This window comes from Leifsonia poae, assembly GCF_050632195.1.
GTDB lineage: Bacteria > Actinomycetota > Actinomycetes > Actinomycetales > Microbacteriaceae > Leifsonia > Leifsonia poae_C.
In genome coordinates, this window is the sequence record NZ_CP192580.1 from 1,468,966 (window position 1) to 1,484,520 (window position 15,555).

Sequence of the window (15,555 nt, forward strand, 5' to 3'; positions counted from 1 at the left end):
CTACGCCGCATTCCCTCGATTGCGAGGGGCCGATCGTGAGAGGGTGGATGGATGACAGGGGATGGGTCAGAGGGAGTCCTGAGCGAGCGGCGACAACTGATCAACGTCGCGTACCGATTGCTCGGTTCTGTGGCCGAAGCCGAGGACGTCGCGCAGGAGACGTACGCGCGCTGGTACGCCATGAGCCCCGAGCAACAGGCCGCGATCGTGTCTCCCGGCGCTTGGCTCACGACGGTCGCAAGCCGCATCTGCCTTGACGTGCTCGGCTCTGCGCGAGCGCGACGCGAGCGCTATGTGGGGGAGTGGATCCCTGAGCCGGTGCCCGACCAGACGGAGTGGCTGAACGGACGCGCCGGTGGGGCGTCGGTCGACCCGGCCGACCGGGTGACCCTGGACGAGTCGGTCAACATGGCCTTCCTTGTCGTGCTCGAGTCGATGACGCCGGCGGAACGCGTGGCGTTCATCCTGCACGACGTCTTCCGGTATTCCTTCGCCGAGGTCGGTGAGGTGCTCGGCCGGTCGCCGGCGGCGTGTCGTCAGCTCGCCACGAGCGCTCGCCGTCGCATCCGGGTCTCGCATGCTCCCGCGGCGCCGACGGCGCAGCAGGCCGAGCTCGTCAGAGGCTTCAAGCGGGCCTGGGAGTCGCAGGACATCGACGCGCTCCTCGGACTCCTCGACCCGGACGCCACGTCGATCTCCGACGGCGGCGGGATCGCGAGGGCATACTTGCTGCCGATCGAGGGTGCGGCGCAGATCGCCCAGGCCTTTACGTCGATCGCGGCCACGGCTCCCGACGCTTTCCGGATCCTGGAGCGTACGGTCAACGGTCAGCCCGGGCTGGTCGTGCAGCAGGACGGATTCACCGTCACCGTGATGGCCTTCGACGTCGAAGACGGGCGCATCAAGCACATCTGGGCGGTGCGAAATCCCGAGAAGCTCCGAGCCTGGACCGTCCCGCTCGAGTAGTTCTGCGGCGGGGGACGCCCGCAATGTCGGGGCTTGCGCGTCCATCGATCCGGCCCGTAAATTGAATCGTCTCATTGAATCGTCTCAATCCGAGATTGAATCGTTACATTTTGCCAGTTGACGCAGTCGCCGGTCCCCACCTATCTTCGGGTGAAGCGCTTCAATGCCAACCCGAATCCCCGCCGGGAGCTGCGGCGCCAATACAAGGAGGTATTAATGTTCTCTCGAAGGACGGCAACTCGCGTTGCCGCTACTCTCGCGGGCGCCGCTCTGCTCGGCGTCTCTCTCGCAGCATGCAGCACCAGCGGTAGCTCGGGTGGCGCATCGACGATCCGGCTGATGGCCGGAGGCAACGACCCGGTGGCCACCAAGTTCGCCAACGATCTGGCGGCCGGGTTCCACAAAGCAAACCCGTCGATCACGGTCAAGGTCGACACCCGCCCGGGAGGCACGGACGGCGACAACCTGATCAAGACCAAGCTGTCCACCGGCACCATGGACGACGTGTTCCTCTACAACTCGGGATCGCTCTTCCAGGCCCTGCACCCGGACAGCCAGCTCCAGCCGCTCACCGACGAGTCGTGGGTCAAAGACCTGACCAAAGACTTCAAGGCAGCCGTGAGCACGGACAAGGGCACATACGGAGCGCCGTGGGGCACCACGTTCGACGGCGGTGTCATGTACAACAAGAAGGTCTATGCCGACCTCGGGCTGAGTGTTCCCAAAACGTGGGACGAGTTCATCAGCAACAGTGAGAAGATCAAGGCCGCCGGTAAGACGCCGGTGCTCGTGTCCTACGGTGACACCTGGACGAGCCAGCTGTTCGTGCTCGCCGACTTCGCCAACGTGAGCGCGCAGGACCCGAACTGGGCAGATGACTACACCGCCAACAAGTCGTCCGCCAAGTACTCCAAAGAGCCTGCGCTTGCCGGATTCACCCACACCCAGGAGATCTTCGACAAGGGCCTGATGAACAAGGACTACGCATCCTTGACCAACGTCAACGCTCTGAAGGCGCTCGCTACGGGCGAGGGCGTTCAGTACCCGATGATCACCACGGTCATCGGAAACGTGGTGCAGTCCAACCCCGACCAGGTCAACGACATCGGCTACTTCGCGATGCCGACCGAATCGGGCGACCCGCACGCGACTGTCTGGGAGTCCAACGGCGCATACATTCCCAAGTCGACGACCGGGGACAAGCTCACGGCGGCCAAGAAGCTCATCGCCTTCCTGAACACGCCGGCGGGCTGTGACATCCAGAACGGAACTGGTGTTCCTGCCGGCCCGTTCGCGATCAGCACCTGCAAGGTGCCGGACGATGCACCGGCGCTCGTCGCAGACGAACTCAAGTACCAGGAAGACAACAAGACGGGCCTCGCGCTCGAGTTCATCTCGCCGATCAAGGGCCCGAACCTGGAGAAGATCCTGATCCAGGTGGGATCCGGAATCTCGCAGGCTCCGGCCGGCGCCGCCCTCTATGACAACGATGTGAAGGCGCAGGCTCAGCAGCTCGGACTCAAGGGCTGGTAAGCACACCGGCGCGCCGCCTTCGGGCGTAGCGTCTCAGCACAAGGGGGCCACGACCACCGCCGTGGCCCCCTTGCGCAAACGAACCAGAGAAACATACTCGACGAGGAGTAAACATGTCGACGGCCACCCCCGCGACCGCTATCCAAGCGGCCGACATCGTCACCGAGGGTAAGGACACCCGGGCACCGAACAAGCGGCGCCTGATCAAGTCGTTCTACCCGACCTGGTTCTTCATCCCGGCTCTTGTGCTGTACGTCGTATTCTTCGCACTTCCGACGTTCTCGTCGTTCTACTTCTCGCTCACGCGGTGGTCGCTATTCGACTCGCAGTTCATCGGGTTCGCGAACTACGTTCAATTCTTCAGCGACCCGCAGCTCTACACGAGCTTCATTCACACCCTGATCTACGCGGTGATCACATCGGGGGTGAAGGTGATCCTCGGGTTCCTCCTGGCGCTCCTGCTCACCGCTCCGATCATCGGCCGCGGCTATCTGCGGGCCGTTGTCTTCTTCCCCGTGCTTCTGTCGACGATCGGGGTCGGGATCATGTGGAAGTCACTGCTCGACCCGTTCCATGGAATGGTCAACGGGGTCCTCGGATTCTTCGGGTTGCCGCAGCCGGGCTGGCTGACGGATCCCAACCTCGCGCTCTACAGCATCGCGGGGATCGATATCTGGAAGGGCGTCGGGATCGCGACGCTGATCTTCATGGCCGGAATCGTCGCCATCCCCAACGAATACTTCGAGGCGGCTCGGATCGACGGCGCCGGGGGATGAAGATTCTCCGGCAGATAACCATCCCACTCACCCGGGGAGCGACCGCGACGGTCATCATCCTGTCCCTGATCGGCGGCCTGCGGTCGTTCGACATCATCTGGGTGACCACCGGAGGCGGGCCGGGCTTCACGAGCGATGTTCTCGCATCCGTCATCTACAAGCAGTACCAAGCCGGATTCTTCGGTTTGTCCACGGCGGGCAACGTCGTGCTGTTCCTTCTGGTCACGGTGATCATGGTGCCGCTGTCCTACTTCCTCAACAGAAAGCAGGTGGAACTGTGATCCGCGAACGCCGCCGTGCCTGGATCGTCGGCATCGTCGCGATCCTGGTCTCCTTCGTCGTCTTCCTCGTCCCGTTCGCGTTCGTGCTGCTGCAGGCGGCGAAGACCCCGGCCGAGGCATCCAACCTTGCGTTCTCCTGGCCGTCACAGTGGCAGTTCTTCCAGAACTTCTGGGAGACGCTGAACTCGAACGACGGTGTCATCTGGCGAGCGATCATCAACAGCACCGTGCTGACCATCGGGTCGGTTCTGCTGATGGTGATCATCGGGGCGATGGCGGGTTACGTCCTCGCCCGCAAGAGGAGCAAGTGGGGTCCGGTCGTCAACTTCTTCGTCCTAGCCGGACTGATCGTGCCACCCGCGGTCGTGCCCACGATCTGGGTGCTGCAGGGACTCAAGCTGTTCGGCACGATGCCGGGCATGATCCTGATCGAGACCACCTTCGGGCTCTCGTTCTGCATCCTGCTCTTCCGGGCATTCGTCGGGAACATCCCGCGCGAACTCGACGAAGCGGCAGTGCTCGACGGCGCCGGGCCCATCCGGCTCTTCGTCCGCGTCGTCCTGCCGCTGCTGAGACCGGTCATCGTCACCGTGGTCGTCGTGCAAGCCGTTTTCGTGTTCAACGACTTCGCCGGACCGCTCTACTTCCTCCCCGGCGACCAAGTGACCGTGCAGCTGGCGCTCTACACGTTCTCCGGCCAGAACCTGAGCTTCTACAACCTGCTCTTCATGGCGATCTTCATCATCACCATCCCACCCCTGATCGCCTACATCTTCTTCAACCGACAGATCCAAAGCGGCATCACCAGCGGCGCAGTCAAAGGCTGACGCTGAGCCGTTGACAATCGGCTGTTTGTGCAATGAAGACCGCGCAACGCACCACACGAAACAAGACGGAGATACTTCTATGAACTGGCAAGCTCGCATGATCGCCGCCGACCAGGACTTCGACGGGGCGCCACTGCTCCGCACCGAGTTCGCGCTCGAGGACGGTCACGGTGCCGTTGCGAGTGCGCGACTCCTCCTCAGCGCCCACGGCGTCGTCGAGGGTTGGATCAACGGCAAGCCCGTTTCCGACGCTGTGCTCACGCCCGGCTGGAGCAGCTACGAGTGGCGGCTGCGGTACGTTGCGTACGACGTCACCGACCTGCTCGAGTCGACCACCGTGGTCGGCCTCGCCCTCGGCAAGGGGTGGTTCGGCGGCCGCCTCGGCTGGTCGGGCAAGGGCAGCTTCTACGGCGACACCCTCGGCGCGTTCGCGCAGCTCGAGATCACCTTCGCCGACGGTGCGACCCAGGTCGTCGGTACCGACGAGTCGTGGACCGCCGGCCCGAGCGCCGTACTCGCCAACGACCTGTACGACGGCGAGACGATCGATGCGCGCAAGCGGGACGACGCCTGGCTGGCCGCCGGATTCGCGGGTTCGGGCTGGGGCGGCGTCCACGCCGTCGAGTTCGACACGGCCGAGCTGACCGAACAGACCAGCCCCGAGGTCAAGCGCTGGGACGAGCTCCCGGTGCAGAAGATCTGGACGTCGCCGTCGGGCAAGACCCTGGTGGACTTCGGCCAGAACCTGGTCGGCTGGGTGCGCGTCCGCGTTTCCGGCGCCGCCGGCACCGAGGTCGTGCTGCGTCACGCCGAGGTGCTCGAGAACGGCGAGTTGGGCATCCGTCCGCTGCGGACGGCTCAGGCGACCGACCGGTTCATCCTGAGCGGTGGCGACGACGTCTTCGAACCGACATTCACCTTCCACGGCTTCCGCTACGCCGATGTCACCGGATGGCCGGGGAGCTGACCGCCGACGCTCTGACCGCGGTCGCGATCGGTTCAGAACTCACCCGTATCGGCACCTTCCGCACCTCCGACGCCCTGCTCAACCAGTTCCACGAGAATGTGGTCTGGGGGATGCGCGGCAACTTCGTCGACGTGCCCACCGACTGCCCGCAGCGCGACGAGCGCCTCGGCTGGACCGGCGACATCGCCGCGTTCGCGCCCACGGCCGCGTACCTGTTCGACGTCGACTCGTTCCTCTCGGAGTGGCTGCGCAACGTCGCGGTCGAGCAGAAGCACCACGACGGTATCATCCCCTTCGTCGTCCCCGACGTGCTCAAGTACCTCGAGAAGCCGGGCGGCGAGGACTTCCCCGACGTCGAGTCCACCGCCATCTGGAGCGACGCCGGCGTCTGGGTTCCCTGGACGCTCTACCAGGCATACGGCGACAAGGATGTGCTGAAGGCCCAGTTCGAGTCGATGACGACGCACGTGCGTCGCGTCGGATCGCTGCTGTCGCCCAACGGCCTCTGGGACACCGGCTTCCAGTTCGGTGACTGGCTCGACCCGGATGCTCCGCCGGAGGACCCGGCGAAAGCCAAGGCCGACAAGGGCGTCGTCGCGACCGCGTGCGCGTACCACTCCGCCTGGATCGTCGCCGAGACGGCCGCCGTGCTGGGCCTCGAGGCCGAGCGGGCGGAGTTCGCCGAGCGCGCCGCATCCCTGCGTGCCGCGTTCAACGAGCACTACGTCGACGGCGGCCGCGTTTTCAGCGACTGCACCACGGTCTACTCTCTCGCGATCGTGTTCGGCCTCCTCGACGAGGCCGACGAGGCCGCTGCCGGTGACCGGCTCGCCGAGCTCACCGCTGAAGCCGGCTACCGTATCTCGACGGGATTCGCGGGCACCCCGTTCATCACCGACGCCCTCACCCAGACCGGCCACCTCGACGACGCGTACAAGCTCCTCCTCGAGAAGGAGTGCCCGTCGTGGCTGTACCCGGTGACCATGGGGGCGACCACCGTGTGGGAGCGCTGGGACTCGATGCTGCCCGACGGCACGATCAACCCTGGCCAGATGACGTCGTTCAACCACTACGCCCTGGGCGCTGTTGCCGACTGGATGCACCGCGTTGTCGGCGGCCTTTCGGCACTCGCTCCCGGATACTCCGAGGTGCTCATCGCCCCGCAGCCGGGTGGCGGCCTGACCGAGGCGGAGACCGCGCTCGAGACCGCGCACGGCCGCATCGCGGTGAAGTGGGCCCTCGAGGGCGATCAGCTCACCGTGGAGACGGATGTGCCGGCGGGAGTCGGGGAGTGTTCCGTCTTCCGGGCCAGGACGACCAGCCACTTCCGACCGGTCACTCCTCGGTCACCGTGGCGCTCCCGGTCCGCGCGGGCGTGGGCAGCTGAGAACGGGAACCACCTTGGAACACCATGAGCAGGCGCTCGCGACGTTCACCGCGACAGCGTTGGAACAGGGGCGCTCGCCGTCATCCTGACCGGCTCTGTCGCGCGCGGCACCGAGCGTCCTGACTCAGACGTCGACGTCTACGTCGTCGTCGACGACGATGCCTTCGCCGCTGCGGTGGAAGAGGATCGGCTGAGTTACGTCGTCACCGACGGCGTCGACTACGACGGCGGGTACATCGACATCAAGGTCGCAACGTTGGCGTACCTCACCCAGGCGGCGGACGCTGCGGACGACCCGACCCGAGCCTCGTTGCTCGGAGCGCGGGTCGCCGCGGCGACCGTGCCGGGCATCCCGAGCCTCATCGAGCAGATCACCGTGCCGTCCGAGACCGTGTGGGATGAGAAGGCTGCGTCATTCATCGCGCAAGCGCAACTGTACGGCGAGTACTTCCTCCCGCACGGCGAGTCTCACGCCGACCACTTTCTGCTCGCGCATGCATCGACGCACCTCGCTCTCGCCGCAGCCCGGGCGATGTTCGCCCACAACAGGATGCTGTTCCGCGGACCGAAGTACGTCTCGGCGATGCTGCGCGAGGCTCCGGACGCTCCGCCCGGGTTCGCGGAGGCGATCGACGCGCTGGTCGAACATCCCAGCACCGGAACGGCTGCGATCGTGCTCGACAAGCTTTACCGGTTCCGCACCTGGCCGCTCGAACGCGAGAAGGCCCTCTCGCGCTTCGTCGAAGACAACGAGCTGCCGTGGCTCCACCGACGCCTGCCGCCCGAGTACGGATAGCGGGTCGGCCGATGCGAATCCGGGCTATCGTCCAATGGTGACGAGTGTGAATGGCCGCGTTCCCAGCATCAGCGATGTCGCTGCCCATGCCGGGGTCTCCTTGGGGACGGTGTCCAACGTGCTCAACTACCCCGAGAAGGTGTCCGAGTCGACGCTGGCCAAAGTGGTGGCGGCCATCGAGCAGCTCGGCTTCGTACGCAACAACAACGCCCGCGCGCTCGCGGTGGGGTCCTCGCGGTTCATCGGTCTCTCGGTGCCCGACATCGCCAACATGCTGTTCGTCGACGTCGCTCGCGGAGCCCAGAATGCGGCGCGGGATGCAGGGATGAGCTTCATGCTGTCGAACAGCGACACCTCGGCCGAGCAGCAGGACGAGAACCTGGCGATCTTCGATGAGGTGCGCGTCGCCGGCATCCTCCTCGCGCCGATGCAGGATTCGCACGCCAGCGTGGAACGGGTGCGCCGTCACGGGCGGCCCGTCGTCATCCTGAACTACGTCACGGGGAGCGACGACGCCTGTCACGTGCTCGTCGACAACGAGAAAGTCGGATATCTGGCGGCACGCCACCTGATCGACCTCGGCCGAACCCACCTCGCCTTCGTCGGCGGCCGCGACGACCTCCAGCCGGTGCATTTCCGCCGGATGGGGGCGCGTCGGGCCGTCGCCGAAGAGGGCGGGAGGGTCACGCTCGACGAGATCCACACCGAAGACCTCAACCAGCCCGGCGGCAACGAGGCCGCGCTCATGCTGGCCTCGCTCCCGGCCGAGCAGCGGCCGGACGGACTGATCGCGGTCACCGACCTGATCGGGGTGGCGATCACCCAGGTCTTCAATGAGCGGGGCATCTCCGTGCCCGAAGACGTCGCGGTGATGGGCTGCGACTTCAACTCGGCGGCCTGGGGCGGCGCCATCCCTCTCACCTCGGTGACGATGCGCGGCTACGACATGGGACTCGAGGCGACCCGCCTCCTGATCGAGGAGATCACGCTTCCGCCCGAGGAGCACGTGCACGTCACGGTCACTCTCGAACCCTCGGTCGTCGTTCGCGAGAGCACCGTGGGACGGGCGCCGTCCGGCCGCTGACGCCGTGACCGCCGTCAGACACGCTCGACGGGCACCTGGAGTTCGGTGACCCAGTCGGGCTGCGGGATGTGACCGTCGGCCCGCAGATAGACCTCGCGGCTCGGGCCGGTCATCCGGTACCCGTCTGCGACGAGCTGATCGACGAGTGCCGACCAGGTGTCGCCGATGCCGGACATGTCACCGCGGTGGATGAGCGTGGCAGCCGTGGGCACTCGCGGAAGGTCGACGACCGCGTATCCTTCTCCCGCGCGCGGCTCGGACTCGGCCGTGTACGAGACGTGCACCGCGAGGCTGTCGCTGCCGTCGACGGATTCGTACCAGAAGATCGCTGGCGGGACGATCTCGCGACCCGCAGTCGCGAGCGCCTGGTCGAGTCCGCCGATCAGTGGTCCGATCATCGGGCCGACGTTCTCGGGACCCATCCCGGGAGCCACCCCGGTGACGGCATAGACGGAGACGGGCTCGATCGCCCGGTAGTTGACGGATTCGGACATGGTTTCTGTTCCTTCCAGGAGCCGGAGTCGTCGACGGATGCGGGCGAGCCGTGCGGTGTCGTCGGCCACCGACGTCTCGAGCTCGCCGAGGCGTGTCTCGAGTGCGACCCGCAGCGCGGCGGGCTCGTCGTCGGTGACGAAGACGGCGGCGATGCTGTCGAGGCCGACCCCCAGCTCGCGCAGCTCGACGATCCTCAGCAGACGGTGCAGCTGATCGTTCGAGTACTGGCGGTAGCCGGTGCGGTCGTCGACGTGCGCGGGCGTCAGCAGCCCGATCGCGTCGTAGTGCCGCAGCATCCGCACGCTCACTCGCCCGAAGGCGGCGAATTCTCCGATGGTGTACATGGTGGAAACCACGCTCGACCATGACACAGTGTGAGAGTCAAACGGAAGTAACTCCGGAGACTTCGGGCGACGCGCCGCTGAAACATCCGTCGTTACGGAAGGATCGGGCGGGCTCGGGCGAAATCTCCGGAATTGCGAACGCGCTGCGCCGGGCCGCGCGGCCGGACGGCTAGCTGTGGCGGGGCTTGCGCGGCGGGCGGTCGTCGCGCTCCTTGCGGCGGGCTCCCGGGCCGCGGTCGGGGCGCAGCTCGATCAGCTTGCCGCTGATACGGGTATCGGTGAGCTTGTCGAGGACGTCCCGGGGCAGGTCGGCCGGCAGTTCGACCAGGGAGAAGTCCGGCTGGATGCGGATGGCGCCGAAGTCCTCGCGGCTCAGCCCGCCCTCGTTCGCGAGCGCTCCGACGATCTGACGGGGCTCGACCTTCTGCCGCTTGCCGACCTCGATCCGGTAGGTCGCCATCGGTCCGCTGTTCGGTCGCGTCCGCCGCTCGGGACGCTCGCTCCGCCCCGGCCGGTCGCCGCCGCGGCTTCCGCGGTCGTCGCGACCCCTCGCTCCGGACGACCGCCACGGTCGTCACGACCGCGGTCATCGCGACCGCGGTCATCACGGTCGTAGCGCTGCACGATCGCGTCTTCGGGGAGAGGAGCAGCGGGGTGTCGCCTTGGGCCACCACGGCCAATGCCGCGGCGACGTCGGCCTCGGGCACGTCGTGGTGCTCGACGTAGTGCCCGACGATGTCGCGGAACGCGCTGATGCGGTCGCTCTGGCTCAGGGCTTCCGTGATCGCGTCGTCGAAGCGCGCCAGTCGCGTGACATTCACATCGTCGACGCTCGGCAACTGCATCTGCGTGAGCGGCTGACGGGTCGCCTTCTCGATGGCCGTGAGCAGTCGACGCTCGCGCGGTGTGACGAAGCTGATCGCCGCACCGCTGCGCCCGGCACGACCGGTGCGGCCGATGCGGTGCACGTACGACTCCGTGTCGATCGGGATGTCGTAGTTGACCACGTGACTGATCCGCTCGACGTCGAGACCGCGCGCAGCCACATCCGTCGCCACCAGGATGTCGAGCTTGCCCGACTTGAGCTGATCCACGGTGCGCTCCCGTTGAACCTGCGCGACATCGCCGTTGATCGCCATGGCAGAGTAACCGCGCGCTCGCAGCTTCTCGGCGAGCGTCTCGGTCTCGTTCTTCGTGCGGACGAACACGATCATCCCCTCGAAGTTCTCCACCTCCAGGATGCGCGTGAGCGCGTCGACCTTCTGCGGGTACGACACCATCAGGTAGCGCTGCGTCGTGTTGGCGGAGGTCGTCGTCTTGCTCTTGACCGTGATCTCTTCGGGATCGTGCAGGTATTTCTTGGAGATCCGCCGGATCTGCGCCGGCATGGTGGCCGAGAACAGTGCGACCTGCTTGTCGTCCGGCGTGTCGGCGAGGATCGTCTCGACGTCTTCGGCGAAGCCCATCTTGAGCATCTCGTCGGCCTCGTCGAGCACAAGGTACTTGAGCTGCGAGAGGTCGAGCGTGCCCTTCTCGAGGTGGTCCATGATGCGGCCGGGGGTTCCGACGACGATGTGCACTCCGCGACGCAGCGCCGAGAGCTGGATGCCGTAGCCCTGACCGCCGTACACCGGAAGCAGGTGAACGCCGCGCATGTGCGCCGCGTAGCTCTCGAACGCTTCGGCGACCTGCAGCGCGAGCTCTCGCGTCGGGGCGAGCACGAGCGCCTGCGGGCTCTTCTGCGACACGTCGAGGCGGGACAGGATGGGCAGGGCGAACGCCGCCGTCTTGCCGGTTCCTGTCTGGGCAAGTCCCACGACATCGCGGCCGGCGAGCAGCAGGGGGATGGTCGCGGCCTGGATCGCGGACGGCGTCTCGTAGCCGACATCCTTCAGCGCCTTGAGCACCGCGCCGTCGAGTCCGAGCTCCGAGAAGGTCGTGGTGTCGGAGGCGGCCTCGGCCTCAGCGGGTGTCGTCGTGTCTGGAGCGCTCATCCCTCAACGGTAGTCCCCAGGCGGGTCCTCGTGTTCGGCGCCCGCGAGGGCCTCGGCGACCGCCTGCTCGACCGTGAGCGCGCGGCCCGCCGTGATCGCTTCCTCCAGCTGCTCGCCCTTTCCGTCCTCAGCGAGCCTGTCGAGGTATCTCTGATGGAAGGTGAACATCGGGCCGTTGTGCGTGCCGCTCCGTTCACGCAATGCCCGCGCCGCTCCAGCGAGGCGACCGGCTCGCACGGCATCGCCCGCCAGCGCCGCCACGGCGACCATGCCCTCGATCCCGTACGCGACGCCCTCGGCGTGACCGAGGCTCGCCGAGAGGGTGACGCTCAGTGCGAAGTCGGCGCGAGCCTCGTCCACCTGGCCGAGCAGCAGCAGCGCCCAGCCGAGGTGGTACGACGCGATCCGCTGGCCGACGATGTCGTCGGTCCGCCGGGTGATCGCGAGGCTCTGCTCGAAATGGTCCCGCGCCTCCGGAACCTTCCGCTGCAGCAGGGCGACGCGTCCCAGCAGCACGAGCGCCATCGACTCGCCCCAGAGGCTCCCACTCCCGCGGAAGAGGCTGAGGCTCGTGTCCATCACCTCACGGGCGCGCTCGGTGTCGGGCTTGCCGCCCGCGAGCAGGGCGAGCGCGAGCGAGATGCGGGTGAGGCCCTCGCCATCCGGGTCGCCGACGCGGTGGAAGAGGTCTGCGCTCTCGGTGAGGTCCGCGGCGACGCTGCCGTCCGGATCCTTCCAGAACATGATCGTGCGAGTGAAGTAGAGAGCGATGGCCCGGGTGTGGTCGCTGAGCTCGTCCCGGGAGTCGAGCGCCTCGTCCATCCACGTGCGCACCTCGCCGAGGAGTCCAGCCACCCACCAGTAGAGGTAGAGGCTGAAGGCCAGGCGGGCGGCGCGATCCCAGTCGCGGCTGCTCAGCAGGAAACGCTCGGCAGCGCGCAGGTTGTCGCGCTCGTCGCCGAGCCGCCTCATCCACTCGCGCTGACGTTCCCCCTTCAGCTGCGACTCGACACGGTCTCCGAGTTCGAGGAAGAAGCGCGCGTGCGCGTCGCGGATCCGGTCGCTCTCGCCCGATGCCGCCAACTGCTCCCGCGCGTACTCGCGCACGATGGCCTGCATCGAGAACCCGGGGCGCTCGCCGCTGTCGTGCGGCCCGACCAGGCTGTTGTCGACCAAAGCGGTGAGGTCCGTGAGCACATCGCCGCCCGCATCCGCATCGCCTGGCGCCGCTGTTGCACCGACGAACTCGGCCGCCTCCAGGGTGAACCCGCCCTCGAAGACGCCCAGCCGGGCGAGGAGGCGCCGCTGCCCGGCGTCGAGCAGTTGCGTGCTCCATTCGATCGTGCGCCGGATGGTCTGCTGCCGTTCGGGCAGATCGCGTCCGCCGCCGACGAGCACGGCGAGGCCCCGGTCGAGGCGGTCGAGCAGGTCGGCCGGCGAGAGAACCCGGATGCGCGCCGCGGCCAGCTCGATGGCCAGCGGAGCTCCGTCGACCGCCGTGCACACCCGCGCGATCGTGTCCGAGTTCGCGGCGGTCAGCTCGAAGTCGGGCTTCGCCGCCTTGGCGCGCTCGACGAAGAGATTCAGTGACGAGTCATCGGCGAGCGGCCCGACCTCGTAGCTCTGCTCCGCACTCACCCGCAGCAGCGAACGGCTCGTGACGATCGCGGCCACGCCCGGCGCGGCCGCGAGCAGCGCTGTCAGCACCGGCGCAGCATCCAGAACCTGCTCGAAATTGTCGAGCAGCAACAGGATGCGCCGGTCACCCAGAGCCGTGTCCAGATTCTCCAAGACGGGCGCGTCGCCGGTGTCGCGCACACCGAGGGCTTGAGCGATCGTGTGCGCAACGCGGTCGGGGTTGTGCACCGCGGACAGATCGACGAAGACCGCGCCGTCGGCGAATTGTGATTCCGCCGCGCGGGCTGCCGCGATCGCCAGGCGGCTCTTACCGATGCCGCCGGGGCCGGTCAGGGTGACGAGCCGGGTTCCGGATGCGAGCATCCCACCGATCGCCGCGATGTCACGGTCGCGCCCGATCAGGTCGGTAAGCGCCACGGGCAGTCGCACCGGCTCGACGACGCGATCGGCATCGCTCAGCACATCGGCCGTCAGGAGCACCCGACTCTGGTCGAACCGTTCGGCGAGCAGCGTCGCCAGGTCGGCCTCGACGAGCCGCCCGAGTTCCTTCGCGGTCTCGAAGTACTTGTACGCAGCGCGGTCGTCGTCGCGGATGCGGCCGAGCAGCTCGGTGAGCTTCGGCTCGCGGTTCGCCGGGCTCTTCACGTACAGCAGCCGGGGCAGGTCGGGCGGGCAGAGGTTGTACTCGTCCTCGAGTCCAGACACCGACTCATCCGGAGCGACCCAGCCGTAGCGCTCCCAGTAGACGCCGAGGAAGACATCGCTCTGGTCGAGGTATGCACGATAGAGCTCTCGCGGCGGATGCGGGCTGGCACCCAACTCGAACATCACGGGGGCGAGATGCAGCCGCTCGATGGCGGCACGGGTGGCTCTGCGCTCGGCCGCGAGCTCCTGCAGAGTGGAGCTGACGAAGATCCGCAACTGCTGATCCGGCGTGCGGATGACATGAGCAGTTCTCATGTTTATGCATTCTCTCAGCCACCGTGCGCAATAGTCCAGTGCTCGGTCGACCGGGAGTTTTCTCAGACCCGACAGATCGGGTCTGAGCGGGGTTAGCCTGGAGAGGTGAGCACCCCGGTGAGCCAGGCTCCCAAGATCAGCACGCTCGGAGAGCTGCGCGCCTCCGGCCATGTCCAGAAGCCGTTGCGGGTCGAGATCCGCGACAATCTGCTGGCGAAGCTCCGAGTGGGTGACGATCCCTGGCCGGGGCTGCACGGATTCGAGTCAACGGTCATCCCGCAGCTCGAGCGGGCACTCATCGCCGGACACGACGTGGTGCTGCTCGGCGAGCGCGGCCAGGGCAAGACGCGCATCCTGCGCACGCTCGGCGGACTGCTCGACGAGTGGACGCCGGTGATCGACGGGGCGGAACTCGGCGAGCATCCGTACGAGCCGATCACGCACGCATCCCGACGCCTCGCCCTCGAACTGGGTGATCGTCTGCCGGTGGCCTGGCGGCATCGGGATGAGCGCTACGTGGAGAAGCTCGCGACTCCCGACACATCCGTGGCCGACCTGATCGGCGACGTCGATCCGATGAAGGTCGCCGAGGGCCGCTCGCTCGGCGATCCGGAGACGATCCACTTCGGGCTCATCCCGCGCAGTCATCGCGGGATCGTCGCGATCAACGAGCTGCCCGACCTCGCCGAGCGGATCCAGGTCGCGATGCTCAACGTCATGGAGGAGCGCGACATTCAGATCCGCGGCTACGTGCTGCGACTGCCGCTGGACGTACTCGTCGTGGCCACGGCCAACCCGGAGGACTACACGAACCGTGGTCGCATCATCACGCCGCTGAAAGACCGCTTCGGTGCCGAGATCCGCACGCACTACCCGACCAGGCTCGACGCCGAGATCGCGGTGATTCGGCAGGAGGCCGACCTGGTGGCGGAGGTGCCCGACCACCTGGTGGAGATTCTGGCGCGCTTCACGCGCAACCTGCGGGAGTCCTCGTCGGTCGATCAGCGCAGCGGTGTGAGCGCGAGGTTCGCCATCGCGGGCGCTGAGACGATCGCCGCTGCCGCGCTGCACCGTGCCACCGCACAGGGCGAGGACGAAGCCGTCGCGCGAGTGGTCGACCTCGAGACCGCGGTGGACGTGCTGGGCGGCAAGATCGAGTTCGAGACGGGCGAGGAGGGCCGCGAGTCGGACATCCTGACCCATCTGCTGCGGACGGCGACGGCCGACACGGTCCGCGAGCATTTTCGCGGCGTCGACTTCGGGCCGCTCGTGGCGGCTATCGAGAGTGGCGCGATGGTCGTGACCGGCGAACAGGTGACGGCCCGCCAGTTCCTCGACGAGCTGCCGATGCTCGGCGAGTCGGAACTCTACGACGACATCTGCGACGCACTCGACGCCGACAGTGACGGCGAGCAGGCGGCGGCCATCGAACTCGCTCTCGAGGGCCTCTATCTGGCACGCAAGGTCGGCAAGGACACCGACGGCAGCGAGACCGTCTATGGCTAGA

At 67.0% G+C, this 15,555-nt stretch carries 12 protein-coding genes and 2 pseudogenes; 11 read left to right on the forward strand and 3 right to left on the reverse strand.

Translation table 11 applies throughout. The features are described 5' to 3' along the window. Positions 1–51: 51 nt before the first annotated feature. From sigJ to ACQ86A_RS07535, 10 genes and pseudogenes are all read left to right on the forward strand, one after another. The gene (sigJ, locus tag ACQ86A_RS07490) at positions 52–966 is read left to right on the forward strand and encodes an RNA polymerase sigma factor SigJ (RefSeq protein WP_431279928.1); all 915 of its coding nucleotides are present in this window, start codon (positions 52–54) and stop codon (positions 964–966) included. A 216-nt stretch (positions 967–1,182) separates the two neighbouring features. Continuing rightward, entirely contained in the window at positions 1,183–2,499 is a 1,317-nt protein-coding gene (locus tag ACQ86A_RS07495; protein WP_431279929.1) for an ABC transporter substrate-binding protein, read from the forward strand. 113 nt (positions 2,500–2,612) lie between these two features. Further along, positions 2,613–3,275 (forward strand): carbohydrate ABC transporter permease, encoded by a 663-nt coding sequence (locus ACQ86A_RS07500; protein WP_431279930.1) that lies wholly within the window; start codon positions 2,613–2,615, stop codon positions 3,273–3,275. Beyond that, positions 3,272–3,556, forward strand: a complete 285-nt coding sequence (locus ACQ86A_RS07505; protein WP_431279931.1) for a carbohydrate ABC transporter permease — start codon at positions 3,272–3,274, stop codon at positions 3,554–3,556. The genes ACQ86A_RS07500 and ACQ86A_RS07505 overlap by 4 nt, the downstream gene beginning before the upstream one ends. After that, a complete protein-coding gene (locus ACQ86A_RS07510; protein ID WP_431279932.1) occupies positions 3,553–4,383 on the forward strand; it encodes a carbohydrate ABC transporter permease in 831 nt (276 codons plus the stop codon). Before ACQ86A_RS07505 ends, ACQ86A_RS07510 begins: the two co-directional genes overlap by 4 nt. Positions 4,384–4,462: 79 nt before the next feature. Continuing rightward, positions 4,463–5,350 carry a family 78 glycoside hydrolase catalytic domain gene (locus ACQ86A_RS07515; protein ID WP_431279933.1) on the forward strand — a complete coding sequence of 296 codons (888 nt, stop codon included), beginning with the start codon at positions 4,463–4,465 and terminating at the stop codon, positions 5,348–5,350. After that, positions 5,335–6,765: an alpha-L-rhamnosidase C-terminal domain-containing protein gene (locus ACQ86A_RS07520; RefSeq protein WP_431279934.1), complete on the forward strand. Its 1,431-nt coding sequence runs from the start codon at positions 5,335–5,337 to the stop codon at positions 6,763–6,765. Before ACQ86A_RS07515 ends, ACQ86A_RS07520 begins: the two co-directional genes overlap by 16 nt. Positions 6,766–6,822: 57 nt before the next feature. Further along, positions 6,823–6,870 (forward strand): annotated as a pseudogene (locus tag ACQ86A_RS07525) (hypothetical protein); the annotation flags it as partial. 42 nt (positions 6,871–6,912) lie between these two features. After that, positions 6,913–7,533: a hypothetical protein gene (locus tag ACQ86A_RS07530; protein WP_431279935.1), complete on the forward strand. Its 621-nt coding sequence runs from the start codon at positions 6,913–6,915 to the stop codon at positions 7,531–7,533. Positions 7,534–7,570: 37 nt separating this feature from the next. Next, positions 7,571–8,617, forward strand: coding sequence for a LacI family DNA-binding transcriptional regulator (locus tag ACQ86A_RS07535; protein ID WP_431279936.1), 1,047 nt, complete (start codon positions 7,571–7,573; stop codon positions 8,615–8,617). 14 nt (positions 8,618–8,631) lie between these two features. On the opposite strand, the gene ACQ86A_RS07540 is transcribed toward ACQ86A_RS07535, so the two are convergent. From ACQ86A_RS07540 to ACQ86A_RS07550, 3 genes and pseudogenes are all read right to left on the reverse strand, one after another. Next, complete coding sequence (locus tag ACQ86A_RS07540; protein WP_431279937.1) at positions 8,632–9,456, reverse strand: MerR family transcriptional regulator; 825 nt, start codon at positions 9,454–9,456, stop codon at positions 8,632–8,634. A 169-nt stretch (positions 9,457–9,625) separates the two neighbouring features. Then, positions 9,626–11,450, reverse strand: a pseudogene (locus ACQ86A_RS07545) (DEAD/DEAH box helicase). Positions 11,451–11,453: 3 nt separating this feature from the next. Continuing rightward, complete coding sequence (locus ACQ86A_RS07550) at positions 11,454–14,048, reverse strand: DUF4062 domain-containing protein (protein ID WP_431279938.1); 2,595 nt, start codon at positions 14,046–14,048, stop codon at positions 11,454–11,456. Between the two features lie 117 nt (positions 14,049–14,165). On the opposite strand from ACQ86A_RS07550, the gene ACQ86A_RS07555 reads away from it, so the two are divergent. Beyond that, positions 14,166–15,554 carry a magnesium chelatase gene (locus ACQ86A_RS07555; protein WP_431280401.1) on the forward strand — a complete coding sequence of 463 codons (1,389 nt, stop codon included), beginning with the start codon at positions 14,166–14,168 and terminating at the stop codon, positions 15,552–15,554. Position 15,555 lies beyond the last annotated feature (1 nt).

Coding starts and splice junctions, on each gene's coding strand:
- ACQ86A_RS07520 (WP_431279934.1), top strand. CDS start 5,335: ATGGCCGGGGAGCTGACCGCCGACGCTCTGACCGCGGTCGCGATCGGT.
- ACQ86A_RS07495 (WP_431279929.1), top strand. CDS start 1,183: ATGTTCTCTCGAAGGACGGCAACTCGCGTTGCCGCTACTCTCGCGGGC.
- ACQ86A_RS07515 (WP_431279933.1), top strand. CDS start 4,463: ATGAACTGGCAAGCTCGCATGATCGCCGCCGACCAGGACTTCGACGGG.
- ACQ86A_RS07550 (WP_431279938.1), bottom strand. CDS start 14,048: ATGAGAACTGCTCATGTCATCCGCACGCCGGATCAGCAGTTGCGGATC.
- ACQ86A_RS07540 (WP_431279937.1), bottom strand. CDS start 9,456: ATGTACACCATCGGAGAATTCGCCGCCTTCGGGCGAGTGAGCGTGCGG.
- sigJ (WP_431279928.1), top strand. CDS start 52: ATGACAGGGGATGGGTCAGAGGGAGTCCTGAGCGAGCGGCGACAACTG.
- ACQ86A_RS07500 (WP_431279930.1), top strand. CDS start 2,613: ATGTCGACGGCCACCCCCGCGACCGCTATCCAAGCGGCCGACATCGTC.
- ACQ86A_RS07505 (WP_431279931.1), top strand. CDS start 3,272: ATGAAGATTCTCCGGCAGATAACCATCCCACTCACCCGGGGAGCGACC.